Origin of the sequence: Melittangium boletus DSM 14713, from assembly GCF_002305855.1 — a bacterium.
GTDB lineage: Bacteria > Myxococcota > Myxococcia > Myxococcales > Myxococcaceae > Cystobacter > Cystobacter boletus.
Genome location: NZ_CP022163.1, coordinates 6,982,051 through 7,007,952 on the forward strand (window position 1 = coordinate 6,982,051; position 25,902 = coordinate 7,007,952).

The 25,902-nt window shown below is 69.9% G+C and carries 12 protein-coding genes and 2 pseudogenes; 8 read left to right on the forward strand and 6 right to left on the reverse strand.

Annotated features, from left to right (window positions below):
* The first annotated feature begins 42 nt into the window (after positions 1-42).
* The 6 genes from MEBOL_RS29200 (at position 43) to MEBOL_RS29225 (ending at position 7,942) form a co-directional block, all read left to right on the forward strand.
* Positions 43-1,776: a CocE/NonD family hydrolase gene (locus MEBOL_RS29200; RefSeq protein WP_170115612.1), complete on the forward strand. Its 1,734-nt coding sequence runs from the start codon at positions 43-45 to the stop codon at positions 1,774-1,776.
* A 540-nt stretch (positions 1,777-2,316) separates the two neighbouring features.
* Positions 2,317-3,237: an MBL fold metallo-hydrolase gene (locus tag MEBOL_RS29205; protein WP_157775638.1), complete on the forward strand. Its 921-nt coding sequence runs from the start codon at positions 2,317-2,319 to the stop codon at positions 3,235-3,237.
* Between the two features lie 1,093 nt (positions 3,238-4,330).
* Entirely contained in the window at positions 4,331-5,782 is a 1,452-nt protein-coding gene (locus tag MEBOL_RS29215) for a hypothetical protein (protein ID WP_157775640.1), read from the forward strand.
* 289 nt (positions 5,783-6,071) lie between these two features.
* Positions 6,072-6,206, forward strand: a complete 135-nt coding sequence (locus MEBOL_RS43820) for a hypothetical protein (RefSeq protein ID WP_281256691.1) — start codon at positions 6,072-6,074, stop codon at positions 6,204-6,206.
* An 87-nt stretch (positions 6,207-6,293) separates the two neighbouring features.
* A complete protein-coding gene (locus tag MEBOL_RS29220) occupies positions 6,294-7,043 on the forward strand; it encodes a hypothetical protein (protein WP_095980512.1) in 750 nt (249 codons plus the stop codon).
* A gap of 92 nt (positions 7,044-7,135) precedes the next feature.
* Complete coding sequence (locus tag MEBOL_RS29225; protein WP_095980513.1) at positions 7,136-7,942, forward strand: hypothetical protein; 807 nt, start codon at positions 7,136-7,138, stop codon at positions 7,940-7,942.
* Positions 7,943-8,383: 441 nt separating this feature from the next.
* Here MEBOL_RS29225 and MEBOL_RS43260 read toward each other — a convergent pair whose 3' ends face one another.
* Entirely contained in the window at positions 8,384-8,566 is a 183-nt protein-coding gene (locus MEBOL_RS43260) for a hypothetical protein (protein WP_245918942.1), read from the reverse strand.
* Between the two features lie 69 nt (positions 8,567-8,635).
* Positions 8,636-8,797 carry a hypothetical protein gene (locus MEBOL_RS43265; RefSeq protein ID WP_245918943.1) on the reverse strand — a complete coding sequence of 54 codons (162 nt, stop codon included), beginning with the start codon at positions 8,795-8,797 and terminating at the stop codon, positions 8,636-8,638.
* 26 nt (positions 8,798-8,823) lie between these two features.
* Here MEBOL_RS43265 and MEBOL_RS29235 point away from each other — a divergent pair.
* Positions 8,824-9,360, forward strand: a pseudogene (locus tag MEBOL_RS29235) (sulfite reductase); the annotation flags it as partial.
* A gap of 1,225 nt (positions 9,361-10,585) precedes the next feature.
* Positions 10,586-11,893, forward strand: coding sequence for a PQQ-dependent sugar dehydrogenase (locus MEBOL_RS29240; RefSeq protein ID WP_425437565.1), 1,308 nt, complete (start codon positions 10,586-10,588; stop codon positions 11,891-11,893).
* A 170-nt stretch (positions 11,894-12,063) separates the two neighbouring features.
* Here the strand turns inward: MEBOL_RS29240 and MEBOL_RS29245 are convergent, their stop codons facing one another.
* From MEBOL_RS29245 to MEBOL_RS41465, 4 genes and pseudogenes are all read right to left on the reverse strand, one after another.
* Positions 12,064-12,795 (reverse strand): hypothetical protein, encoded by a 732-nt coding sequence (locus MEBOL_RS29245; protein WP_245918944.1) that lies wholly within the window; start codon positions 12,793-12,795, stop codon positions 12,064-12,066.
* The gene (locus MEBOL_RS29250; protein WP_095980516.1) at positions 12,792-14,570 is read right to left on the reverse strand and encodes a class I adenylate-forming enzyme family protein; all 1,779 of its coding nucleotides are present in this window, start codon (positions 14,568-14,570) and stop codon (positions 12,792-12,794) included. The genes MEBOL_RS29245 and MEBOL_RS29250 overlap by 4 nt, the downstream gene beginning before the upstream one ends.
* Positions 14,567-25,420 carry a non-ribosomal peptide synthetase gene (locus MEBOL_RS29255; RefSeq protein WP_095980517.1) on the reverse strand — a complete coding sequence of 3,618 codons (10,854 nt, stop codon included), beginning with the start codon at positions 25,418-25,420 and terminating at the stop codon, positions 14,567-14,569. The genes MEBOL_RS29250 and MEBOL_RS29255 overlap by 4 nt, the downstream gene beginning before the upstream one ends.
* A 203-nt stretch (positions 25,421-25,623) precedes the next feature.
* Positions 25,624-25,899 (reverse strand): annotated as a pseudogene (locus MEBOL_RS41465) (transposase); the annotation flags it as partial.
* Positions 25,900-25,902 lie beyond the last annotated feature (3 nt).

The window sequence follows — 25,902 nt, forward strand, 5'->3', positions numbered from 1 at the left end:
TGCCGCGCTGCTGCCAACCACGCTGGCATGGTAGGGTGTGCCATGCGCACCATCGTGCTTGGCCTCCTCTTTGTCATGTGTGCGCAGACCGCGCGCGCTGCAACGAAGACCGAAGTGATGGTCCCGATGCCCGATGGCACGAGACTGATGACGGATGTCTGGCGTCCGAATCCGGCGCAATTTCCAGGGCCGCGCCCGGTCATCCTGCGTCGCACGCCCTACGGCCGCGGGTTTCCGTTCCCCCAGTCCCTCCTGGTGTGGAACCTGGCGGATCTGAACGGCTACATCGTCGTCTCCCAAGACGTGCGCGGGCGGGGAGGATCCGAGGGGACGTTCCTGCCCTTCTTCACCGATGCCGTGGATGGTCCGGCGACGATGCGCTGGATCGAGCAACAAGACTGGTGCGACGGCAACATCGGCTCCTTCGGCGCCTCCGCCGAGGGCATCGTGCAGCTCCTGGCGCTCCCAGATGCGCCGGACTCGCTGCGCTGTGCCCACGTACAGAACGCCTCCGACAACCTGTACGACTCGCTCATGCCAGGCGGCGCCTGGCGCGCCGAGCTGACGACGTCTTGGCTCAACGGCTTTCCGACGCCGACGACGCTCGCCGCCTGGCGCGCCCACGAAGCAAAGAGCACCTACTGGGACCCGGTGATCGTCGATGCGGCCGAGCGCAGCCGGATTCGCGCTCGCGTGTACATGACCTCGGGTTTCTTCGACATCTTCGCGCTGCAGCAAACAGCGGCATTCTCGCACTACGTGACGGACTCGGCGCCGGGCTCCGGTCACACGTTGGTGCTCGGCCCCTGGACGCACGGCGACGCGCAGACTCCCATCGGTGAGCTCGCCTACGCGAACGTGGCCGCACCCACGGACGACAACCTCGCATTCTTCAACCATTGCCTCAAAGGGCAGGGAACTCCCAACTGGCCGTCGCTGCGCTACTTCGTCACGCAGATTGGCGACGACGGTGCGGCTGCGACCGGAGAGTGGCGACAGGGCACGCTCTGGCCGCCTCCGGAGAGCATCCTGACGCCTTGGTATCTCACCGCCGCGCAAGACGTCACGACGTTGACCGTCGATCCTTCAAACCCGGTTCCGACCGTGGGCGGGGCGAACCTCTCCGTGGCGGACGGTCCTCGCGATCAGTCAGCGCTTGATGCGCGCGGCGACGTGCTGACGATCACCACCGCGCCGGGGACTTCTGACTACGAGCTCATCGGCAACCCCAAGGCCCGGATCTACGCGGCGAGCGCCACGACGGATGTCGACGTCGTCGTGCGCCTGACGCAGGTCGCGCCGAATGGCAAGTCGCTCCTGCTCACCGACGGCGTGCGCCGCGGGCGCTTCGTCGCCGCTCCGTCCGTGCTCACGCCGCTCACGCCGGGAGTACCCGTCCCGTTCGAACTCGACCTGGGTCCGGTGGCCGTGCGGGTGAAGGCGGGCCACAGCCTCCGCGTGGCGATCAGCGGGACGAACTCGCCGCACTACGAAGTGAATCCAAACGTCGCCGAGCCGTTGTCCTCGTCGCCGCCCCCCATGATGACGACGCTCTCCATCTACACGGACCCGGCGCACCCAAGCACGGTCACCTTGCCCGTGGCGAGCGGAACACCACCGCTACCGCCACCACCACCACCGCCGCTGCCCGGTGAGGGCGTCGACGCGGGCGCTCCCACAGGACGCAACTGCGGAGCCGGCCCTGGCCAGGCTGTCAGCATGTGGGTGGCCGGGGGCGTCCTCTTTGCGCTGCGCCGTCGCCGCCGCCACGGGTAGCGGGCCTAATTCCCGTGGGAGGCCCTCTGCGCCGAGGTGGCCAAGCTCAAGGTCCAGCGCCACGAACGCGGGTATCCAGCCGGACACGTCGGACACCTCGATGCGGGCCTCGTGGCGAGCGCGGGGGCTCGTGACGAGTGTTCAGGCCGGACACATCGACGGGCGCCTCGCGGTGAGCGCTGGGGCTCGCGGTGAGCATCCAGGCAAGCTGGACGCGGGCCACATCGGCGCGCTCTGCCTTGAGTGAGGTGACGTAGGGATGATCATCCAATCCGCCGATTCCAGTGTTTTTCTTCTGGGAAGATCTGACGAATCGTCTGACACCCTTCCTCGGGGGAGCGGGGGAGCCACCGGCACCTGCTCACACTGAAGCAACTGCGGCCCGTCTCCCAGGCGTAACCACGGAGTGGTCCTGTTCTGGGAGCAGGGATATACCTCAGAAGGAGCGCACGCCCAGCTGGCCCGTTTCACCCGGAGCACTTCCATGTCAATCTCCCGCACTGTGAGGCCATGCCCTTGAGTCTTCGACGTCGCCGTCTCGTGGCGCTGGGCCTGCTGAGTGCGGGTGCGCTCGTCACGCTCGGCGCCGTCCTGCTCCCTTACCGTCCCGTTATCGTGAGTGGGGCCCAGCCGCCTCCCGGTCCCTATCCGATGCCCGCGGCGGTGGCCGGTCTTCGGCTCCACGTCTTCAACACGGGAATGAACCGCATGTCGGCGCTCCTGGTCGGTGAGCACCGCCCATGGCGGCCGGCTCCTGCCTTCGTGATCGAACATCCGCGAGAAGGGCTCATTGTGTTCGACTGCGGGCTCTCCACGTCCGTCGCCCGAGAGGGCGAGTCCGCTCTGCCTGTGCCGATGCGCTGGCTCTTCGAGAGCCGCGGACGCGAGGGAAGGACGCTCGACGCACAGATGCGAGAGGCCGGACTGGAGCCAGCCCGCGCCCGATGGGTCATCATCTCGCACCTGCACGACGATCACATTGGCGCCGCCGCGTCCTTCGAGGGCGCGACCTTCATCGGTGGGCTGGGAACGGCCGGCAAGGTGCTGGGCCTGTCGGCGCCTCGTTGGCGCGAAGTGGACTTCCACGACACGCGCGCCCTCCCGCCTTTCGATGCCTCGCTCGACTTGTTCGGAGATGGCAGCGTCGTGCTGCTGCGTGGCGGTGGCCATGCGCGGGAGGACGTCATGGCTCTCCTCGCCCTACCGGGGGGGCCGGTGCTCCTCTCCGGCGATGCCGTTGTTCACCGAGAATGGCTGCATTCTGACAACGTGGAGCGTGTCGCGGTGGACTCCCAGCGCGCGGCTGACGTGCGCAATCAAGTTCGTGCACTGCTGGTGGCTCGGCCTGACGTCACCCTGCTCCCTGGGCACGAGCTCCAAGGCGCGCCTGGCTCCCGCGGGGATGTCACCCTTCATCATCCCGAGTGGTTCAAAGCGGAGGCTTGGCCGCTCTCCCATTGAGGCGAACATGGTCCTCATCCACCTCGACCGAAGGCCTGACTCGCCGCTGGCAGGTATGCCAGGCCACGAGAGGTGTGCTTTCAGGGCTCGCTCATCCCCGCCGGAGAGGAGCGCATGAGGCCCCTGCTCATCTAAGTCCTTGGCCACCTGGGGCAGGCTCTTGCTGCCCTTGCGCACCAGTTGTGCCGCCGCCTCTCGAAATGCCGCGACGAAGGCCCGATATTGCTCGCGTAGCGCCTTCAATGCCTGCCGCGTGGAGGCATGGCCCAACGGCCTCGGGCTCTTCTCGAGGTGCTCGGGCCGGGTAGGCGGGTGCTGCGCCTTCACGGCTCGCGCCCCCAGCACAGGCGTGCCCTGGGTTCGAGCCTTGGCTTCCACTTGCTCCCTCATCCCCCGTACCGCACGCTGCCTCTGCTCCTCTTCACTCCGCGCTCCTATCCACCAGCCCCTCCTTCACCCCATGGGCCAGCACGTAGCGCAGCCGTCCCACCAGTGCCGTGTCGTCCAGCACCGGTTCCGCTGAGTAGCGCCGCTCCCAGAAACCTCCACTCCAGCCGGTTTGATTTCATGGGACTCGCACCAGTGTTTGTCTTCATTCAGATCAGGTGTTCTCCCGACGAATCTTCTGGACCGACCCGCCCAGCGTGGACTTCCCTGTTGCATTCCTCCTCCCTGGGGGATTTGGAGAAACATCATGTCTTGGTCATACAGTCTCCCCTTCGCGATCCTGACCCTGTTCTCTCTCTCGGCCTGTCGTGTGACCGTGGACGACGCGCCGGGGGATGTGAGCGGCGATGAACAGTCGTTGCTCTGTGGCGGCGCGGGCCCCTGCTGGGCCGACCTTCAGACCATCAACATCGGCGCGAGTTCCGCGCCTGGCCGCACCGGGCAGTGGTGGTGCGACCACCACTTTGGCCTCAACCTCCGGGGCTCGTGGGAGTGCGTCGAGGGGACAGGAAGCGCCTGCTCCTCACAGGTACCGAACTCCGGGAACGTACGGTGTGGGCGCCTGGGGAGCGACGGGTCGACGCCTTACTCCGGTGCCTCTCGCGCGATCCAGCCCCTCGGCTATGGGAGGGTCGAGCGCATCCTCGTGACTCAGTCCGCGGCGGAGCGGAACGGCAAGTGGTGGTGCGACAACCACTTCGGTAACAACCTCGGAGGCTCCTGGCGGTGCCTGGACGTCTCGGGCGGGGGCTCCTGCGGTGCGACGGTGCCCAATGGCGAACTCGTGAGCTGTTCCCAGTACGGGAACGTGCAATCCGTCAGCGTCGGCGGCAGTGCCGCCCCTGGCCGCACCGGACAGTGGTGGTGCGACGTCCACTTCGGCGGCAATCTCGGCGGCAACTGGGACTGCCTCGCCGTCACGGGCGGGAACTGCATGGCCGACGCGCCTCCTAGCGCCACCGTCACCTGCGGTCGGTACACCCCGGTGGACGAGTCCCCCTTCGCGCCTCCGTCCTGCACGGACCCATCGCTGAATGGGGCCGAGCGGGAGTTCTGCTCCTACACCGAGTACATGACGACCCGGCGAACCTCCACGCTCTATCTCTACAACGACTACCTTCGGGCGGGAATCAACCGCTCCTTCGGGGGAACGCTCTTCGAACTCTACGGGAGCGACAAGCGCAATCGCATCGAGGAGCATGGCGGATCGGCCGTCCAGCTCTCCATCTGGGGGTATGACCCACAGGCCTCGGGGACCGCGTACTTCACCACCACCGTCTGCAGCCCGACTGCCCATGACAGCGCCGCCACCTGCCAGGAGGCCAATGGGGGGACTCCGTGCGCAGCTGTCGCCACTGGTGCACAGATCAGCAACTGCACCACCGAGCAGAGCTGCGGAGGCTGGTCGGCCGCCGCGCCCTGGAACCCCATCCAGGCCCAGGCCGCCAACTGTGGCTGGAATGGTCCGACGAACGACGTCAGCCAGGTGATCGAGTCGAACGGGGCCCTGACCTTCGTGAAGAGCAACCCCTACCACTTCACCAAGACGACAGCCTTCGATGGGATGACCTGGCGGGTCACCGGGAAGGTGCCGAGCAATCGGCCCTATCTTCAGCTCACCTACCAGATGAGCTACTCCAGTACGCGCATGGTGGGAGAGCACAACCAGGAGATTCCCGCCCTCATCACGGACGAGACCCTCGGCCACTGGTATTACTATTACGAGGGCAACGCCCCCTACGCGGACGCCCGAGGGACCGTTACCCGGCTGCGCTCCGACTTCGGGACCGAACTCCGGCTACCCGCGCGCACCGCGCCGCTCCCGCAGCCTCCCCCCAGCACCTACCACGATGCGACCGAGGAGTGGATGACCGTCTGCGACCGGGAAGAGTTCCAATGCCTCACCGTCGCGAGCTTCGCGCCCGGAGTGAAGACGTTCGCCCAGGGAGGACCGTACATCACCCCGCTCGGCCGATTCGCGCTCGGCGGCGCGTACAACGCCGCGTGGGACATCTACCTCTTCCCCTACCGTTACGACGACATCGTCGCCGGTAAGTCCGTGCGGGAGTGGATCTACGACCTCAAGCTCGGGCGCTGACAACCCGGGGAGCGGCGCGCCTGGACCCTTCCTTCTCCTCCCCTCTCATCCAGGTCAGCGCAGGTCCACCTCAAGTCCCCCGAAGGTTCCCCCAAGCAGGTGGGGAGGAAAGGCGCGTGACGCGCCCCCAGGTAGCAGCAGAGGAGGCGAGCGTGGCGCCTGAGGCAGGGGCGAGCAAGGACAGGACGCCGCCAGGAGACCAGGCAGGGCTGCCGCGCAGGACCTTCGCGGTGGACGGGCTTCGCCTGCGTCAGGTGTGGAGCCAGGCGGCGGGTGCTGGCAGGACTGCATGGATGCCGTGCTCCGAGTGATTCCCATCGTGGTGCGGATGAACACCGATCTCAAGCATCGCGAGGAGCTCAACGACCTGGACTTCCTGCGCGAGCGCCTCGATGCACTCCGCCCAGAGGACTTCGAGTATTGAGCGCTGCCGTGCGCGGCTTCACTGTCCTCGGCATGTCAGCCCTTTCTGTTTTGCTCGGAAAGCGGACACCAAGACAGGAGATGCGGGGTGGACAAGAAGGGGCCTGGATGCAAGAGATGGTTCACTTGGAGGCTGGCGGGTTTTCTCCTGGTGTTCGTGGCGGCCCTCGGCGCCCAGGCGGAGCCTCCCTCCTACAAGCTACCGGGTCGCAAGCCGGACTCGAAGGAGCCCTGGGGCGCTTTTCTTGGCAAGGCCGCACACTTCGCCATTGGCAGGCAATACATCGTGCAGTACCCCTCTAGAACCGTCTTTCTCGGCACGGAGAATCTATCCACCATTGTGGAGGACGGAGAGTTGGGCAATTCCAAGCGTCTCTCGGAGTTCGTCAGACGCCTGCGCCCGGACATCACCGATACGGATGCCCTCGTACTCTTCGAGATCAAGCCGGACAATGAGGAAGGGCGCAAGGAAGCCAGAGAACAGGCGGGGCGCTACTTGGCGGCTCTGAATGGAGCCATCGAGCCTGACAAGAAACTCAAGGGAGGCACTGGTTTTGAAGGGTCTCTCTTCCTCGAATTCGAGAATGGAAGAGCACTCTGGCAGTTGTCCTGGCGCACGCCCGAGCCCGGCGTGACGCTCTACCGCTGGAGCTACCGGCGCGAGAAGCCCCATGCAGCCTGGAAGGAGCGGGCAGCCCAGAGGGAAGAAGCGTTGCCCAGGGAAGAAGCAGAGCAGCGCGGTGCAATGGCCGAGCAGGTGCTTCGGGCTGCTTATGAAAGGGGCGAATGGCCCAGTGGTTTCCAGGGCCAGGTCTACCTGCCCGTGGACTGCCACTGAGTGGGCGGGAAGCGTCGGTGTCCGGCACCCTCGGAGCGAACGTGGGTCCTGGCGCTTGAGGCCCACCTGACCTCCATGGTAGGGCCAGGGCCATGACCTCGCCGCAGTCAATGGTGCTTGAGTTCCCCGCGATGCTCCACGGTTCTATTGGCTCCATCCGCCGCGAGGTGAGGGCCAGGAGCGAAGGCTGGGCCCGGGAGTACCTCAAGACGGGTGGCTTCAGCCTGCCCCGGCGGATGCGCCAAGTGCCGCCCGGCGAGCTTCTGGTGATGCACTCGGCGGCCGAGTTTGAAGTCATGGGCCGCTCGAGTTGGCGGATTCACATGTTCATCGACGTCTTCATGAACCTGAATGAGGGCGTGCCGGAAGAGGAGTACCCGCGCGTGCGGGAGTCCTTCGAGTCCTTCTGCCTGAGCACTCCATGGGGCGCGCTCTACCATGCCGTGTCTCCGCCCCCACCGCGGAGCGCGCAGCGCATGGCCAGGCGGCTCGCCGCTCTGCTGAGCTTCTGGGACGTGCTCCAGGGCCCGCTCTACGCGTACAGGGTGCCCGATACCCACCACACACTCGATGAGATCATTGCGTACATCTACGGCATGACATTGGATGCGTGGTGCCCCGGAGGCGCCACCTCGGTGCGCGAGCACCTGGTGCTGACGGTGGAGCGCATGGCTCGTGCAACTCGGGAGGAGTGCATGGAGGCCGTGCTCCGGGTGATTCCCAGCGTGGTGCGGATGAACACCGACCTCCAGCACCGCGAGGAACTCAACGACCCGGACTTCCTGCGCGAGCGCCTCGCCGCGCTCCGCCCGGACGACTTCGAGAGTCTCTCCAGCGCCTACCGCTTCGCGGTGAATGGGCAGCTATTCGCGTGGGACCTGGCTCTGGGGCGGCATTGAGCGCCGTCGCGCCGGGCCTCAGCCGGCCACAGGCAGGGTGAAGAAGAAGTGCTGCCTTCGCGCCGGAGAGGTGTCAAAGAACTTGGACCCGGAGAGGTGTCCGAGAGGTGTCCGGAGAGGTGTCAAAGAACTTGGGCAGGCGCGACACGCGGCGGGAAGGCGAAGGGAGGAAAGCAGGCCAGGAAATCCCCCCGACTCCACCGCGCCGCCGCCTCTCGAAATGCCGCGACGAAGGCCCGATATTGCTCGCGTAGCGCCTTCAATGCCTGCCGCGTGGAGGCATGGCCCAACGGCCTCGGGCTCTTCTCGAGGTGCTCGGGCCGGGTAGGCGGGTGCTGCGCCTTCACGGCTCGCGCCCCCAGCACAGGCGTGCCCTGGGTTCGAGCCTTGGCTTCCACTTGCTCCCTCATCCCCCGTACCGCACGCTGCCTCTGCTCCTCTTCACTCCGCGCTCCTATCCACCAGACCCTCCTTCACCCCATGGGCCAGCACGTAGCGCAGCCGTCCCACCAGTGCCGTGTCGTCCAGCACCGGTTCCGCTGAGTAGCGCCGCTCCCAGAAACCTCCACTCCAGTCCACCAGCTTGCCCACCTTCTTGGACAGGTTGGTGCGCAGATACTGCATGAAGCCGGCAAGCGCGGCACCTCGTGCCCACACCAACAAGTGGAAGTGATTGGAGGCGAAGGTAAAGGCCTACAGCCGGATGGTGCCCGCGCTCTGCTGGACGGCTCGTGCCAGCACCCCTCCTACCACTTCGTTCATCTCCGCGCTGGGGCGTAGTAGGAGTCGCCCCTGGAAGCACCTGGACGTGACGAAGTAGTAGCCCTCCTGGAACATCCTCAGCGGCCAACCCATCCCCGTCCCCCCTCGTGAGCACATCGAGGCCGGATGCACCGCGCGCGCCAACTCGCAAGTCCGCGGAAGCATTTGAAGAGGGTGGGTTCCACCGTCCACGGCTTGGGCCCCGCGTTTCGAGTCCTTTGACACCTTCCCGGGCCTTCCCGGACACCTTCCCGGCAGCCATCAAGGCCCTGGTGGAGGCGCATGGGCTCGGGGGCTTCCAGAAGGCGAGCCCGCTGCGCCGGGACGCGCTCGCGTGCGTGGCGCTGCCCACGTGTGCCCTGGCCATGGCCGAGGCCGAGCGCTACCTGCCGGACTGCGTGAGCCTGCTGGAGGCCTGTCTGGCGGCCCATGGGCTGGAGCGGGACACGCTGCACCTGCGCATCACCGGCTGCCCCAACGGGTGCGCCCGGCCCTACTTGGCGGAGATGGTGCTCGTGGGCAAGGCCCCGGGCCGCTACAACCTGTTCCTCGGCGGCGATGTGAAGGGCCAACGCCTCAACCGGCTCTACCGCGAGAACATCGACGAGGCGGGCCTCCTGGAGGCACTGGAGCCGCTGCTGGCCGCGGCTCGACGAGCCTATTTGGTTGCGCCAATCAAGATTGCTCACACATGTTCGTGTCTCCAGGCAAGTACCACTCCCTGGTGAGCAACCGGTTGGCAGTATATTTCCAGAGGCACGGGTGATTGACTCTGTAGGGTTGAACCTGAAGGGATTGTTGAGATTGCTCTAGCAGCAGGCCAACGGCTTTGCGGAAATCTCTCGTGCAGGCGTTGATGATGAATTGTGGTTTGTATGCATTCAATCGCGCCTTGAACTCTGAACGAATAGACATTTCTTCACTCGGTTCGTAATTCCACAGCCGACACCATATTTGCTTTCGGATAAGGCCCTGAATTTTCCACTTCTTGCCAATCTTGGGATTAATGCTGTAGAAACGATGGAGTGACGTCTGCCACTGAACCGGGTTGCAAAGCACAATCCGAATGGGAGATTGAAGCTTCAGCGGCACCAGAACATCTTTGAGCTTGCATCTGAATTCATCTCGCGAGCCCCACAATGGTTCTTTGGGCGTCCATACACCGTCGACCTCATCGTACTCGTCCGCGTGAGGCGACTCTAGAATGAAAATTAAACTTCTGGACTGGATGCATTTCGGATCCGAAACGTCGCTCAATGTTCCAGTGCTCGGGTCAAACGAGCCGGCCGTAACATCCATGACCTTCGTGGAGAGCGAAAAGTGGTCCAATGGAGTCCATACGACTGTCTCATTCCGGGCCCGTCTGTCTAGTTGCGCCCACTGACCGGATTTGTTCGCCCAACTTAGCCGGTGAAATTGACCTCGCTCGAGTTCCACGTCCAATCGAATTTGATATGTATCCGCAGACAAATTTCCTCTCATGTCGGCTGGGTCTCAATTACGGGTTTACACTGGTCGGTCTTCGGGGTGTCTCTCGGCCCGGAACGTAGCACTTCCCGCCGTACTCGTAGAACTGGTCGCACGGGACGGCTTCGACGACTTTGGACCAGCAGGCGCCGTTGAGCTCCACTTGTTTGCTCGGAGGAGGAGCACATGGTGGTGTCCGCTGGTGCTTCAGGCGCCGCGCGGGGATGGCCCCCGCATCTCGTGTGAGCCAATCCGTCTTGACCGAATCCTCAAACAGCTCGTCCTCATCCACATGGACAAGGGAGCCCACCATCAACAATGGGGTGCGGTAGCGGGCCATCCCATCGATCATACGACGCTCGGGTGCACGTTCCACCTCGCTGCGAGCCACGAATTGAAGAATGCTCCGCGCCCATGAACAGGATGCTGGGAGTGGGAATCGCGGGACTGCTGGGGAGTGCGCTGTGGAGCTGCTCCCACGCGGAGAAGACGCCGCCGGACCGGGTGGTGACGCGCACGGAGACGGTGGAACTGCCGGGGCCGTACGCCACGGACTCGGTGCGCAGGTTCAGCAAGGTCCAGGGCTGGCCCGAGGACAAGGCGCCGGTGGCCGAGGGCTTCACGGTGAAGCGCTACGCCACCGGATTGGTGAGCCCTCGCAACCTCTATGTCACGCCCCAGGGGGACGTGCTGGTGGCCGAGGCCAACACCGAGCTGAGAGGCATGATGAAGCTCGGCGCGAAGCTGGTGGGCTATGCCGCCTCCGCGCGCACCGAGACCAGCGCCAACCGCATCACCCTGCTCCGCGACGCGGACCATGATGGCGTGCCCGAGACGCGCACGGTGTTCCTGGAGGGACTGAACCAGCCCTTCGGCATGCTGGTGCTCGGCGACTTCTTCTACGTGGCCAACACCGATGCGATCTGGCGCTACCCCTACTCGCCCGGGGCCACCTCCATCACCGGCAAGGGCGAGAAGCTTCTCGACCTGCCCGCGGGCGGCTACAACAACCACTGGACGCGCAACCTGCTGGCCCACCCGGACGGCACGAAGATCTATGTGTCGGTGGGCTCGGGCAGCAACGTGGGGGAGCATGGCCTGGACAACGAGGTCCGCCGCGCCAACGTGCTGGAGATCAACCCGGATGGCTCGGGCGAGCGCATCTTCGCCAGCGGCCTGCGCAACCCCGTGGGCCTGGCCTTCGCGCCGGGCTCGCGCGCGCTGTGGACGGCGGTGAACGAGCGGGACGAGCTGGGAGACGAGCTGGTGCCCGACTACCTCACCCACGTGGAGGACGGGGCCTTCTACGGCTGGCCCTACAGCTATTTCGGCGCCCACGTGGACCCTCGCGTGAAGGAGCAGAAGCCCGAGCTCGTGCAGCGGGCGCGAGTGCCGGACGTGCCGCTGGGCGCGCACACCGCCAGCCTGGGACTCGCCTTCAACGAGGGGGCGATGTTCCCCGAGCGTTTCCGCCACGGGGCATTCATTGGCCAGCATGGCTCATGGAACCGCTCGAGCCTCTCCGGCTACCAGGTGGTCTTCGTGCCGTTCTCCCCCGAGGGCCAGCCCACCGCACCCGCCGAGCCCTTCCTCACGGGCTTCATCAAGGACGCGGACGCGCGCGAGGTCCACGGCCGTCCCGTGGGTGTGGCCTTCCTGCCGGATGGCTCCCTCTTGGTCGCGGACGATGCCGGCAACATCGTGTGGCGGGTGAGCCGGTAACCTCGCGGATGCACATGCTCAGGCCTTCGCCGCATGGGCGTACATGGCCTCGGAGAACTACATCGTCACCTACCCGGACTTCTTCACCAGCACCACGGAGCCCTCCCTCGTGGCCTACTGAGACGCGCCCCTCCCCCCGCGGCAAGTTGCACGCGGACGAGCTTATGCCCTCAGCCTCCGTCGCCGGTGTCGGCGCAGGTGGCGTCTGAGCTGCGGTGCTCCGCCAGGAAGATGGTCTGCGCCATCATGCGGTACCCGGACATGCCTTCGCGAAGGGTTTCGATGGACTCCTCCGGGTGCACCGAGTCGATCACGGCATGGGGCCCGACCGCGTTGAACTGGTGCGAGACGCCCCGGGGGATCTGCATGTCCACCCAGCAGTTCGGTGGCACGACGACGTTGTACCGGTCCCGGTGCACGCCGGCCGGGGTGTCCGGCAGGGGGTCGACGAAGGCGCGCAGCGGGGTCGTCCAGTCCGGGCGGTAGCGGACGGTCAGGGGGGACAGGCTGGAGACGCGGATGGTGGTGTCCGGGCCGGTCATCATGCGCACGAAGCGCAGGCCGGTGTGCAGGTGCATGCGGGAGCAGATGCCGCGTTCCCGGGTGTCGTAGAAGTCCATCAGGTAGCGGTCGGCGAAGTAGCCCTCGAAGGGGGGGGCCAGCATGAACACGTCGCCCTCCTCGAACGCCTGCGCCTCCTTCAGCGCGCGGGGGGGGGTGGGGGACTGGTGTTCCCGCTGGTGGGCGTGGCGGACCAGCCCGGCGAGTGCGGTCACGACGGTCAGGGCGACTTCCGGGGGCAGCTGCACCACCGGGGTGATGCAATTGCGGCCGGGGTCCTGGTGGCGTTCCAGGTCCAACACCTCGTCCTCGTGGTCGGGGACCTGCTTCATCCTGCTCATGCGTTGCCTCTGTTTTCGCTGGTCGGGGTGTGGGCCCACAGCACGCCGCCGAGGTCGTGGCGGCCCGCGCGCAGCAGTGCGCAGCCGACGACGGCGAAGCCCGCCTCGCGCAGTCCGGCGAGTCCGTGCCACCGGTCGCCCGGTTCCTGGGTGGGGTAGTCCATGAAGGACAGCAGTGGGCCGAGTGCCCACGGGCATCCGTCGGGGGTCGTGAGCGTGGGCAGGTGGCTGGACACCACCGCGCCCGGGTGGGCCTCGCGCAGGCGCTCGGCGAGTTCGGCGTACCCGGCCAGTGGCCATTCGGTGCTCAACTGCTCGCGCCAGCGGGCTTTCGCCTCCGCCAGCTCGGGGTCGGCACGCCGGTGCCAGTGGGCGCGCATGAACTCCAGTGCCTCGAACACCGCCTCCTCGCCCTCCCGCGCGGGCTCGTCCACGCGCCCGGCCAGTGCACGCAGCCCGGCATCGTCCACACCGGAGCGGAGCAGGTCGTGCGCGGTGGCCGAGGCGTACCGCAGCAGCCGCTCGTACCGGGCGGGCGCGTACCGCAGCGCGACCAGCGAGCGGCCCATGGCCTTGCGCTGGGGTTTGCCGGTCGAGGTGGCCTGGAATCCGCCGAACTGCACCGAGGCGGGCCGCAGCGGGCTGTTCTCGCACACCGCGCGCACGGCCTCCACCGGCTGGTCGGTGGCGACGAGCCCGATCTCGTGGCCGAGCGTGGGTTCGGCGACGGCCACCGCCGCGAACCGCCCGCCGAGCCCGGCCTCGCGCCAGGTCCGCTCGACTTCCAGGGGGTAGTGCTTCTCCCCGCCCCGGTTGATGCGCTCCCCGGCCCGGCCTCGCAGCACCAGCAGGCCCTCGCGCAGCTCACCGAGATCCCCGGTGCGCAGCCAGCCGTCCTCGGTCAGCGCCGCCGCCGTGGCCGCCGGGTCCCGCCAGTAGCCGCGCATCATGTCCGGGGTGCGCACCCACACCTCGCCGTCGACCAGCCGCAGCTCGGTCTCCGGCAGTGCCACGCCGACCGGCGGGTGCTGGTCCAGGTACTGGCGGGTGAACGCGGGCTCGTCGAGCAGGGGAGTGGTGAAGCTGAAGTTCACCGCCTCGGTCAGGCCGTAGCCCTGGCGCAGCCTCGGGCCGTAGCGGGCGTGAAAGCGGCGGGCCAGGTCCGGAGTCAGCGGCGCGGCCGCGGTGATCAGGTACTCCAGGCCCTCCGGCCACTCCGGTGCGACCTCCAGCAGGTCGGCCAGCAGCGCGGGCACGATGGAGGCGGTCCGGGCCCCGGCGGCACGCAGCGCGGCGAAGTACCCGGCCGGGTCCGCGCCGTTGTGCAGCACCAGCGGGGTGCCGGTGAGGTGCGTGCCCAGCAACGACATGACCAGCGCGTTGCAGTGGTACAGCGGCAGGCAGGTGCCGTGCGGCCGGTCGGGGGTGAGCCCGTGGAGCGCGGCGGTCTTGGCCGCGTTGCCCAGCACCGCCTTGCGGCCGAGCATGACGCCCTTCTGCGGGCCGGTGGAGCCCGAGGTGAACATCAGGAACGCCAGGCCCTCGGCATCCGGGTGCGCGGCGGGGTGGCCAGTGTCGTGCAGCCCGCGCTCGTCCAGCACGGCGGAGGCGGCGACCCGGTCGACGATGCCGCGCACCGCGGTGTCCGTGCTGCGCGGGTGCAGGGGCACCGCGACGAGTTCGCGGTCGAAGCAGTCGAGCAGGGCCTTGGCCAGGCCGGGTCCGTTGGGCAGCCGCACCACCACCCGGGCACCTGCAGGCAGGTGGTCGATCATCGGGTCCTCCTCAGTTCGTCCCGGAGCAGCGCGCCGGCCTCGGCCACGTGCTCGGGCTGGAACACTTCGTGGTGCGCCGCGGCCAACTGGTGCACGGTGAGCCGCCCGCCGACGTGCGGCCGCCACCGCTCGTGGTTCGAGCCGCCCGCCGCGTTGAAGTACACGACGTCACCCGGGTAGACCGGCGGTCGGTAGGCCCGCAGCAGCCGTTCGTTGTTGCGCGCCACCGCGGCCAGCGGCGCGCTGTCCCGGCCCATCAGCCGGGTGATCCGCTCCTCGACCGGCCCCGCCTCGGCCACCTCGCCCGGGACCGAGTCGACCACGACCAGCAGGCCGACGGGTGCGCCGAGTTCCCGCAGCCGCACGGCCATCGCATGTGCCACCAGGCCGCCGAAGGACCAGCCGAGCAGGTGGTAGGGCCCCTCGGGGTGGGCGGCGCGCAGTGCCGTGACGTGCTGCTCGGCCAGGGCCTCGATCGAGTCCGGCAGGTTGTCGGTGTGCAGGCCGTACACCGGGTGCTCGCCGTCGAGGTGGGGCAGCAGGCCCGCGTACACGCCGCTGAGGCCGCTCAACGCCGGAACGCAGCACAGCGGTGCGGCGGACCCACCGGTGCGCAGGGGCACCAGCGGACCGGCCTCGGCCGCTCCGGCGAGGCGCGCGGTGAGCGCCGCCGGGGTGGGGGCGGTGAACACGTCCCGCACGCCCAGGGCCACGCCGAACACCGCGCGCACCCGCGCGATCAGCCTGGCCGCCACCAGCGAATGCCCGCCCAGCTCGAAGAAGTTCTCGCCGGGGCGGACCGAGGGCAGGTCGAGCACGTCGGCGAACAGCCCGCACAGCAGCTGCTCCTCCGGGGTGGCCGTGACCTCGGCGGCCACGGACCAGTCCGGTTCGGGCAGCTGGTCGCGCCGCACCTTCCCATTGGCGCTCAACGGGAACTCGCGCACCGAGACCAGCCGGGCGGGCACCATGTGGTCGGGCAGGTGCCGCGCCATGTGCGCGCTGATCGCGGACAGGTCCGGCTCGGCGACGGCTGGCACCAGGTAGCCGACCAGCACCCCCTTGCGGTGCACGGTCACCGCGGCCGCGTGCACGTCGGCGTGCTGGGCGAGCACCGCCTCCACCTCGCCCAGTTCCACGCGGTGGCCGCGCACCTTGACCTGGTCGTCGGTGCGCCCGTGGAAGGCCAGCACCCCGTCCGCGCTCCGGGAGACGAGGTCGCCGGTGCGGTACATGCGGCTCCCGGGCGGCCCGTACGGGTCGGGCAGGAAGCGCGAGGCGGTGAGTCCTGGCTGGCGCAGGTAGCCGGTGGCCACCCCGTCCCCGGCCAGGTAGAGTTCGCCGATCACACCGGGAGGCACCAGGTTCAACCGCTCGTCCAGCACGTGGCAGCGGGTGTTCCACAGGGGACGTCCAATGGGGACGGTCGCGCCGGTGGCTCCGGTGACCGGGTACGTGGTGGACCACACGGTGGTCTCGGTCGGCCCGTAGCAGGCCACCAGCGAGGACACCTGGCCGCGCAGTTCCTCGGCCAGCCCACCGGGCACGGCCTCACCGCCGACCAGCGCGCGCACCCGGCGCAGGCACTCCGGGCGGCGGGCGGCCAGGGCGTGCCACAGCGAGGGCGTCGCCTGCACCACGGTGACCTGGCGGCGCTCCAGCAGGGTCAGCAACTCGTCCGGCTCGCGCACGGTGTCGCGGTCCGCGAGCACCTGCGCGGCCCCGGTCATCAGGGGCAGCAACAGCTCCAGTTCGGAGATGTCGAATCCGACCGGTGCGGAGGCCAGCACCCGGTCCGCCGAGGTGAGGTCCAGCCGCTCGCGCATGGCGTGTAGCAGGTTGAGCCGTGCGGACCTGGACACCACCACGCCCTTGGGTCGCCCGGTGGACCCGGAGGTGTACCGGACGTAGGCGGTGTCCTCGGGCACCGGTGTCCCTGGGCGGGCCGTGACGCGCAGGCCGTTCTCGTTGTCCACCACCAGCGCCGGTCGCGCGTCGGCGAGCAGCGCGGTGAGGCGTTCCGGTGGCAGCCCGGGTTCCAGGGGCAGGTGGGCCGCGCCGACGAGGTCGGCGGCCAGCATCGCGGTGGGCAGGTCGGCGGTGCGGTGCAGCACCAGGGCGATCAGACTGCCCGGACCGGCTCCGAGTGCGCGGAACCGCTCGGCGAGCTGCTCGACCCGCTCCGCCAGCTGCCGGTAGGTGAGGTCGTCCACCGCCAGCGCATCGGGCGTGGTGCGCGCCCGTTCGGCGAACAGGGCGTGCACCGAGGTGTCCGGCACGGTCCTCGCGGTGTCGTTCCACCGGGTGAGCAGCCGTTCCCGCTCACCGGGCACGAGCACCGGCAGGTCGGTGACCGGGCGGTCCGGGTCGGCGACGGCGGCGCGCAGCAGCAGCTCGAGGCGGGCCAGCAGCAGTCGCGCCGTGGCGGGGGTGAAGAGCTCGGTGTTGTACTCGAGCAGCCCGTCGATCCCGTCGGATTCCTGGCGCAGGCTCCATAGCAGGTCCAGCCGCGAGGCCCCGCCGTGCACGGCCACGGGTTCGGCGCGCACCCCGGGCAGGGTGAACTCGGCGGCCGGGGTGTCCTGGATGGCCAGCATCACTTGGAACAGCGGGTGCCGGGACAGCGAGCGCGGCGGGTTGAGCGCCTCCACCACTTGCTCGAACGGCACGTCCTGGTGGGCGAACGCGTCCAGGTCCACCGCGCGCACCCGCGCCAGCAGCTCGGCGAAGGTGGGCGCGCCGGACAGGTCGGTGCGCAGCACCACGGTGTTGATGAAGCAGCCGACGGTGTCGTGCAGCGCGGCGTCGTGCCGCCCGGCGACCGGGGTGCCGATGGGGATGTCCGCGCCCGCGCCGAGACGGTACAGCAGGCCGGCGATCGCGGCGTGCAGCACCATGAACACGCTCGCCCGGTGCACGCGGGCCAGTTCGGTGATCCGGCCGTGCAGGGCGGCGTCCAGCCGGAAGCCGACGGTCTCACCGCGGTGCGCGGACACCGGTGGCCGGGGGTGGTCGGTGGGCAGTGGCAGCACGTCCGGGCTGCCCCGCAGCACCTCGACCCAGTGGGCCGGATGGGTTTGGCGTTGCTGGAGCGCGTAGTCGGCGTACTGCACCGGCCTGTTCGTCCACTGGGGACTCTTCCCGGCGAGTCGGGCGCGGTAGGCGGTGGACAGGTCGCGGGCCAGCGGGGACAGGGACCAGCCGTCGGCGGCGATGTGGTGCAGGACGAGCAGCAGCACGTGTTCTCGCGGCCCGGTGCGGCAGAGCAGCGCGCGCACGGGCAGTTCGGCGGTGAGGTCGAAGACGTGCCCGGCGGCCTCGGCGAGCCGGTCGGCCAGCGCCGACTCGGGCACCGCGAGCGCGTGCACGGGCAGCTCATCGGCCGAGCAGATCCGCTGGCCGGGTTCGCCGCCGCCCTCGACCACCTTGGTGCGCAGGCTCTCGTGCCGCTCGAGCACGTCGTGCAGGGCCGCCCGCAGGGAGTCCTCGTGCAGGTCACCGCGCAGCCGGGTGGCGAAGGCCATGTTGTACACGGAGTTGGGCCCGGCGAACTGGCTGAAGAACCACAGCCTGCGCTGGGCGGGGGACAGCGGGATGTGCGCGGGCCGGGCCTCGGGGGTGAACGCGGTGTCCGGCGCGGTGGGCGCCTCCGGCAGACGGCGGGCCAGGTCGGCCACCACGGGGGCGTCGAAGAGGGTACGGATGCCCAGCACCGCACCGGTCTCCGCGCGCACCCGGTTGATCAGCCGGGTGGCCAGCAGCGAGTGCCCGCCCAGGTCGAAGAAGCTGTCCTCCGCGCCGACCTCGGGCACGTCGAGCACCTCGGCGTACAGCGCGCACAGCAGCTTCTCCATCGGCGTACGGGGCGCCCTGCTCACCGGCAACGTGGACTGCGGCCTGGGCAGGGCCCTGCGGTCGAGCTTGCCATTGACGGTCAACGGGATCCGCGGCACCGGCACCACGAACGCGGGTACCATGTACTCGGGCAGCACGGTCCGCGCGTGCTCACGCAGCCCGGCCGCGTCCAGGTCGCCGGCCAGCACGGCGTAGCAGAGCAGCCGGTCTCCATCGGGCAGCACCACGGCCTGGACCACCGAGGGATGCCGTTCCAGGACGCGTTCGACCTCGCCGGGCTCGATGCGGAAGCCCCGGATCTTCACCTGCTGGTCGGCACGGCCCAGGTACACCAGGCCGCCGTCCGGGCGCCGCCGGGCGAGGTCCCCGGAGCGGTACATGCGGTCGCCGGGGGCACCGAACGGGTCGGGGACGAACCGGGCCGCGGTGAGCTCGGGCCGGTTCAGGTAGCCGCGCGTCACGCCGGGCCCGGCCACGTAGAGCTCGCCGGGACAGCCGGGCGGCACCGGTCGCAGGGCGTGGTCGAGCAGGTGCAGTCGCAGGTCGGGCAGCGCGACCCCGATCACGCTGGCGGTCTCGTCCGGGTCATCGAGCTCGATGTAGCTGGAGTGCACCGTGGTCTCGGTGATCCCGTACATGTTGACCAGCTTCGGCCCGCCGGGCCGCCGCCAGGCGCGGATGCGGCTCAGCTCCAGGGCCTCTCCGGCGAAGACCACCACGCGCAGCGCCAGGTCGGCCGGGGGCAGCTGGTAGAAGGCCGACGGGGTCTGGCTCAGCACGGTCACGCGCTCCCGCGCCAGCAGGGCAAGGAACTCCTGCGGTGACCGGGTGACGTGCTTGGGCACCACCACGAGCCGCCCACCCTTGGCCAGCATGGTCCACAGCTCGAACACCGACACGTCGAAGGCGTAGGAGTGGAACAGCGTGTGCACGTCGTCGGGGCCGAACCCGAACCAGGGGTCGGTGGTGTCCAGCAGCCGCACGACGTTCTGATGCGACACCACCACGCCCTTGGGCACACCGGTCGAGCCGGAGGTGTGGATGACGTAGGCGACGCCGTCCGGATCCGCGCGCGGTCCGAGGTCGTGCTCGGGGTATTCCTCCGACGGGTCGACCTGGTCGAGCACCAGCACCGGGTTCACCGCGGCGAGCACCTGCCGCAGGCGTTCCTCGGGCTGGTCGGGGTCCATGGGCACGTACCCCGCGCCGGACTTGAGCACCGCCAGCACCGCGACCACCAGGTCCAGCGAACGCGGCAGCACCAGGGCCACCAGGCGTTCCAGGCCCGCACCCCGTGCCACGAGGTGGTGGGCCAGGCGGTTCGCGCGGGCGTTGAGCTCGCGGTAGGTCAGGTGCTCGCCCTCGTAGGTGACGGCCACGGCGTCCGGGCGCGCCCGCACCTGGGCCTCGAACAGCTCGGGCAGGGTGCAGCGCCGCGCGGTCTCCGGGGCGGGGACCGGCTCGTGCTCGTCGGGCAGCAGCAGGTCGAGACCCCCCAGGGATGCGCCCGGCCGGTCGGCGAACTGCGCGAGGATCGAGGCGAGCCGGGCGAGCAGCCGGCGCGCGCCCTCGGCGTCGAGGACGTCGGCGCTGTGGTCCAGTCGCAGCCGCCCGTGCTCTCCGGGCATCACGACGAGGGTCAGCGGGTAGTGCGTACCGTCCAGACCCCGCGCGCTGCGCAGCACCAGCCCGGGCAGCGCCTCCTCTTCCAGGGGGTAGTTCTCGAACACCACCACCGTGTCGAACAGCTCCGACTGCCCGGCCAGGGCCTGGAGCCGCGTCAGGTCCACATGCTGGTGCTCCAGCACTGCCAATTGCTGTTCGCGCAGTGCGGCCAGTGCGTCCGCGACCGTGCGGGCCGGAGCCAGTCCGACCCGGACCGGGATGGTGTTGATCAGCAGGCCGACGATGCCCTCCGCGCCGGGCAGCTCCGGCGGCCTGCCGGACACCGTCGCGCCGAAGACGACGTCCTGTCGGCCGGTCAGCGCGCCCACCAGCACGGCCCAGGCCAGCTGCACCACGACGTTCGGGGTCACTCCCTGCCGACGGGCGACCTCGGCGAGCCCGGCGGGCAGGTCCGCCTCGCACCGCAGCCGGGCCGAGGCCGATCCCCGCCTGCCCGGCCCGCCGACCAGCGTCGGTCCGTCCACGGTGGACAGGATGTCGCGCCAGGCCGCCTCGGCGGCGTGTGGGTCGCGGGTGGCGAGCCAGTCCAGGAAGTCGCGGTAGGCGGGGGCCGGGGGCAGCGGATTCCCGGCGTACAGGCCGAACAGCTCCTTCACCAGGATCGGCATGGACCAGCCGTCCAGCAGGAGGTGGTGGGTGGTCAGCACGAACACGTGCCGGTCGTCGGCACGCCGTTGCAGGGCGGCGCGGAACAGCGGCGGGCGGGCCAGGTTGAAGCGCCGCTGCCGGTCCTGCGCCAGGAAGGCCTCCAGGTCCTCATGCGCGGGCAGGTCGTGCCAGGGCACGGTGAACTCCGGGTCGATCACCTGCACCGGCCTGCCCGCCGGGCTTTGCCGCACCCCGGCGGACAGCTGCGGGTGGCGCAGCAGCAGCCGGTGCAGGGCGGTGCGCAGCCCGGCCGCGTCCAGTGCGCCTTCCAGCTCGAAGACGAACTGGACCAGGTACGGGTCGGCGCCGTCGTGGTCATAGAGGGAGTGGAACAGCAGCCCCTGGGCCAGCGGCGGCAGCGGCAGCGCGCCGGTGGCCCGGGCCCGGGCCCGGGTGCCGAGCGCGGTCAGCACCTCGAACCAGCGTTCGGCCAGCGCGCTGATCTCCTCGCGGGGCAGCAGCTCGCCCGGCCAGGACCAGTTCGCCACCAGCCGGGGTCCGTCGGGGTGGTTGGCGAGCACCGCGTCCAGCTCCACCGCGTGGGCCAGCGCGAGCCGTCCGCCGGTGGTCGCACCGACCACGGTGTCCTCGGGCAGCACCGCCCAGTCCCCGTCGCCGTCGACGTCGAAGTGGCCCAGGTAGTTGAACGCGTACCGAGGGGCCGGGACCCCGGCCAGGAGCGGCGCGGTCTGCGGGTTGAGGTGGCGCAGCAGGCCGTGGCCGAAACCGGTGCGCGCCAGGCCGTTCAGGGTCTCGCGTACCCGGGCGACCGCGCCGTCCAGGTCGACAGGGTCGGTGGGCCAGGGACAGCCCGCGGCGAGCTGGACGGGGTAGAGCGTGGTGAACCAGCCGACCGTCCGCGAGAGGTCGATGCCGTCGGCGAACTCCTCGCGCCCGTGGCCCTCCAGCTCCACCCGCACCGGGCCGGTGGCCAGCGCGAACGCGGTCAGCAGCAGGTCGTACACCGAGCAGTCGAAGGCGGCCGCGGCCGGGGTGAGGAAGTCCGCGGCCAGGCTGATCGAGAGCCACTGCCGGGTGTCCTCGGTGTCCCGTGAGGGGTCTAGCGCGCGGTCGCCGACTGGCGGGTCCGCGACCGGGGCGAGCCAGCGGGGCAGGTCCGCCAGCACGTCGGGGTGATGGGCGTGCTGAAGCAGGGCCCGCGCCCACTGCGGGAACGGCGTGCCGGTGGCGGGCAGCACCGGGGCGCGGCCGTCGCGGACCGCCGCCCAGGCCGTGTGCAGGTCGTCGAGCAGGATGCGCCAGGACACGCCGTCCACGCACAGGTGGTGCGCGGTCAGCTTGAGCCGATCCTCGCACCAGGTGGCGTGCAGGACGCGGCCGAGGGCCAGGTTGATGGGCCGGTCCAGCTCAACGGTGACGTGCTCCAGCACCCGCAGCGCCCACACACCCTTCACTTCGGACAGTGCGAGGCGCAGCATGCCGTGGTGGTCGACCAGCGCCTGGACCACGGCGCGCACCTGCTCGGCCGTGCACCCGGCCGGGGTGCGCACGGTCATCGACTGGACGAACCGGTTGTCCGGCGCGCCCCGGCCGCGCAGCCAGTGCATGACCGGGGTGAGCGGCACGGTCGGGTCGTCGGGGTCGCCGAGAGCCAGGCTCCGGCCGCGCGCGGCGGGCAGCGCGAGGCCCTTGGCCAGGGCGGTGACGGTCGGGGCGCGGAAGACGTCGGAGGTGCTGACGGCCAGCCCGGCGCGCTGCGCGGCGGCGGCGAGCTGAATGGCCCGGATGCTGTCGCCACCGAGCTTGAAGAAGTCCCCGTCCACGGGCACCTCGGCCCGGCCGAGCACCTGCGCGAACAGCTTCGCGAGGGTCCGCTCGGCGGCCGAGCCGGTGGCGCGCACCGGCTCGGGCGCGGGGGCAGCGGGGTCGGGCAGGGCGGCGCGGTCGAGTTTCCCGTTGCGGGTCAACGGCAGCGCGGCCAACCCGACCACGGCCGAGGGCACCAGGAACGGCGGCAGCCGCTCACCGAGCCGCTCCAGCAGCCCGTCCGGGACCTCGCCGACGACGTAGGAGACCAGGCGGCCCTCGCGCAGCACGGTCGCGGCCTGCCGCACCCCCGGCTGGGCCAGCAGCGCGGCGTCCACCTCACCCAGCTCCACCCGAAAGCCGCGCAGCTTGACCTGGCCGTCGGCGCGCCCGGCGAACTCCAGCTGCCCGTCGGCGTTCCAGCGGGCCAGGTCGCCGGTGCGGTAGACGCGGGCACCGGGCGGACCGGACGGGTCGGGCAGGAAGCGCTCGGCGGTGGCCGCCGGCCGGTTCAGGTAGCCCAGGGCCACGCCCGCGCCACCGATGTACACCTCGCCGATGGTGCCGAGCGGCACGGGGCGCAGGGCCGCGTCGAGCAGGAGCACCCGCATGCCGTCCAGGGGACGGCCGATGGGGACCACGTCGGTGACCGGGCCCGCGGGGTAGCGGGTGGCGAAGACGGTGGTCTCGGTCGGGCCGTAGCCGTTGACGACGGTGAGCCCGGGCAGTGCTTCCCGCACGGCGCGCACGGCGGCGGGGGAGACTACGTCACCGCCGGTCCACACCTGGCGCAGCCCGGTAAGGCAGCGCGGGTCCTGGGTGGCGATCGCGTTGAACAGCCCGGCGGTGAGCCACATGCCGGTGACCCCGGCGGTGGCGATGGTGCGGGCCAGCTCGCCGGGGTCGAGCCTGCCGGGCGGGGCGAGCACGATCTCGCCGCCGGTGAGCAGCGGGACCCACAGCTCCAGGTTGATCGCGTCGAAGGCCTGCGGAGAGTGCAGCAGCACCCGCTCGGCGCCGCCCTCGGTCCACCAGCGGTCGGCGGCGAGGTCGACCAGGTTGGCGTGCGTGACACCGACGCCCTTGGGCGTGCCGGTGGAGCCCGAGGTGAACATGACGCAGGCCAGGTCGTCCCCGCCGACCTCCGGGCACGCGGCGCCCGGGCCGGTGCCGTTGACGGTCAGCACGCGCAGACCGGGGGCCGTCGCGTCCGCCTGGTCGGTGAGCAGCAGCCGGGCCCCGGAGTCGGCGAGCACGACCGCACGCCGGGGCGGCGGGTCCTCGGCGTTCAGGGGCACGTAGGCCGCGCCGGACTTGAGCACGGCGAGCACGGCGACCACCAGGTCCACCGAGCGCTGCAGCAGCATCGCGACGTTGTTGCCGGGCCCGGCACCCGCCCCGGCGAGCCGGGCGGCCAGGGCGGTGGCCCGCGCGTCCAGCTCGCGGTAGGTCAGCCTCCGCCCGGTCGCCGGGCAGTGCACCGCACCGGCCTCCGGTTGTTGGCGGACCCGCGCGGCGAAGGCCGAGGTCACCGTGCTGGCTCGCGCCGCCTGTGCGGCCCCGGCTCCCAGGTCGGTCAGGTGCGCGCGCTCGGCGGCCGTGGTGGGTTGGACGTCGACCAGGGGCGTGTCCGGGGTGGCCTCGACCAACTGCCACAGCACGTGCTCGAACCGCTCGCCCAGCTCCCGCAGCCGCTTGGGGGAGCACGTGGTGGGGTTGGCGTCGAAGTCCAGGCGCAGCCTGCCGTCACCCCGGTCGTAGGCCACCACGGACAGGTCCTCCGACGGCGGGGCCTGGAGGTTGTGCACGGTCACCGTCGCCGAGCCGAAGCGCAGCACGTGGTCGAACCGCTGGATGTTGAGCACCGGTCCGAAGAACTTCCGCCCGTCCTCTGGCAGCCCCAGCTCGCGCCGCAGGCGTTCGCCCCGGTAGCGCTGCCGCGACCGGATGGCGCTCAGCTGCGCGGACACCTCCTGGAGCAGGCCGCCCACGGTGCCCACCAGGTTGACGCGGATGCGCAGGGGCACCACGTTGGCCGTCATGGCGGGCACGGCCACCTCCGCCGCGCGGCCGGAGACGGGCAGGCTGAGCAGCAGGTCCGGCTGCCCGGTGACGGCATGCACGTGCACGGCGGTGGCCGCGGTGACCACGCGGGACCACCGCGTCCCCAACCGCTCGGCGCCCTGCCGCAGCCGGGCGAACTCCCCTTCCTCCAGCACTCGGGTCCACCGCACCGAGGCCTCGGCGGCGGGCGCGGCGCGCGACCCGACCACCACCGGCTCGGGCCGGTCGGCCAGCCGTGCGAGCCACCACTCGCGGTCCTCGGCCAGTGCGGCCGAGTCGCGGTACGCCTGCTCGGCCGAGGTCACCTCGGCCAGGGCGGCCCACCCGGTTCCGGGCACGACGCGCCCTTCCCGGAGGCACTCGTAGATCTCGGCCACGCGCCGCACGAGCAGCGCCATGCCCGCGCCGTCGAGGGCGATGTGGTGCACCCGCAGGAACACCCACTGCCGCTCCTCGGCCAGCCGCAGCACGGCACCGAGGAACAGCTCCTCGCCCGCCGCCGCGAGGCGCTCCGCCATCCACGCCCGCGCCGAGGCGATGGGATCGGGGGCCTCCCGGAAGTCCACGGTGGTGACCCGGGGTTCGGCGGAGTCCAGGACCCGTTGCCGGGGAAGGGAATCGGCCGTCTCCTCGAAGACCACCCGGACCGCCTCGCACTCCGCGGCGGCCCGCGTGAGCGCTGCGGTCAGCAGGTCGGTCCGGACGGTCCCGCACAGGTCCAGATACTCAGCCCACTGGTAGGAGCCGGGACGGCTGTACCCGGCGCGCTCGGCGAGCCACACACCGGTCTGGGCATCGGACAGTTCGAGTCTAGCGCTCTGGTCGACCACGTGGGAGGTGTCCTCACCAGCTTGTGTGGGTCAGCGGGGCGCTCTTCTAGCACGGAATGTTTTGGCAAAAAGCAAAGTTCGAGTTTTCCCGTTTTAGCGCACTATTGGAGGAGGGCGTCGGGCCAGCCCGCTGGACAAGCGGGGTCTCCGTGAGAAGGAGAGCAAGCCATTGGATGAGGCCACCTGCCTTGGGGACCCTGCCTCTGCTCCTGGACAGCTCCCACCACCGGGCTGTTGATATACCCCCGGTCGATGTACAGCTCGTCCATTCCAATGCCTTGTCGCCTTATGTCTTTCTGGAGCTCCGGAGTGGCCTCCGCCTCGGGCCGGTTGGCTGGAGTGACGGTGCAGGCGACTAACGGGCCCATCTCCACCTCCGCGGCGATGTGCTGCTTGAACCCATTGAAGCGCTTGCTCTGGCTCTTGCGGCCGTGACGCATTTCGCTGTCTTCCACCGACACTCGCTTGTCAGGTGCTACCGC

Coding starts and splice junctions, on each gene's coding strand:
- MEBOL_RS29240 (WP_425437565.1), top strand. CDS start 10,586: ATGAACAGGATGCTGGGAGTGGGAATCGCGGGACTGCTGGGGAGTGCG.
- MEBOL_RS29245 (WP_245918944.1), bottom strand. CDS start 12,795: ATGAGCAGGATGAAGCAGGTCCCCGACCACGAGGACGAGGTGTTGGAC.
- MEBOL_RS43820 (WP_281256691.1), top strand. CDS start 6,072: ATGGATGCCGTGCTCCGAGTGATTCCCATCGTGGTGCGGATGAACACC.
- MEBOL_RS29200 (WP_170115612.1), top strand. CDS start 43: ATGCGCACCATCGTGCTTGGCCTCCTCTTTGTCATGTGTGCGCAGACC.
- MEBOL_RS29225 (WP_095980513.1), top strand. CDS start 7,136: ATGACCTCGCCGCAGTCAATGGTGCTTGAGTTCCCCGCGATGCTCCAC.
- MEBOL_RS29250 (WP_095980516.1), bottom strand. CDS start 14,570: ATGATCGACCACCTGCCTGCAGGTGCCCGGGTGGTGGTGCGGCTGCCC.
- MEBOL_RS43260 (WP_245918942.1), bottom strand. CDS start 8,566: ATGCAGTATCTGCGCACCAACCTGTCCAAGAAGGTGGGCAAGCTGGTG.
- MEBOL_RS43265 (WP_245918943.1), bottom strand. CDS start 8,797: ATGGGTTGGCCGCTGAGGATGTTCCAGGAGGGCTACTACTTCGTCACG.